Raw genomic sequence first — 723 nt, 5'->3', positions numbered from 1 at the left:
GCTGAGCGGACTCGGCCGGCTGGTGGCGAACCATCCGCAGTGGCTGCAGGGCGACTTCGCGATCCTGCTGGAGCCCACGGACGGCACCGTGGAGGGCGGCTGCAACGGCACCATGCGCTTCGAGGCCACCACTATCGGCCGGGCGGCGCATTCGGCCCGGGCCTGGATGGGGGAGAACGCCATCCACGCCGCGGCCGAAATCCTGGCCCGGCTGCGTGACCATCAGCCTGCCACGATCACGGTGGATGGCCTGGATTACCGGGAAAGCCTCAACGCAGTGAAGATCCATGGCGGGACGGCGGGAAATGTCATCCCGGACCGGACCGTGGTGGAAATCAATTATCGTTTTGCTCCGGACAAGTCCGTGGAGCAGGCGGAGGCCTATGTGCGGGCCCTGCTGGACGGGTTCGACCTGGTCCGCACCGACGCCGCCGCAGGCGCGCGGCCCGGGCTCAACCACCCTGCAGCGGCGAGCTTCGTGGCGGCAGTCGGCGCGGAACCGAAGCCCAAGTACGGCTGGACCGACGTCGCACGCTTCAGCGCACTGGGCATCCCGGCGGTCAACTTCGGCCCGGGGGATGCGCTGCTGGCGCATTCGGACAATGAGCATGTGCCCGCGGAGGCCATCCGCGCCTGCCTGGCTGCCCTGCGGACCTGGCTGGCCTAGCGCAGCGCCGGCCCCACGGTGGCTTCGTCCGGCGGCTGCAGTTCCGTGTCCGCACC

General features: G+C 69.8%; 1 protein-coding gene. It reads left to right on the top strand.

What is annotated here, in order from left to right; genetic code table 11:
• On the top strand, positions 1-667 hold a 667-nt coding region (dapE, locus tag AC5RVV_RS17710; RefSeq protein WP_494002662.1), incomplete at its 5' end, for a succinyl-diaminopimelate desuccinylase.
• Positions 668-723 lie beyond the last annotated feature (56 nt).

The organism is Arthrobacter sp. MDT2-34-1, from assembly GCF_059091365.1.
Note: the sequence above shows the minus strand (reverse complement) of the source record. Positions and strands in the feature narration are given on the sequence as shown.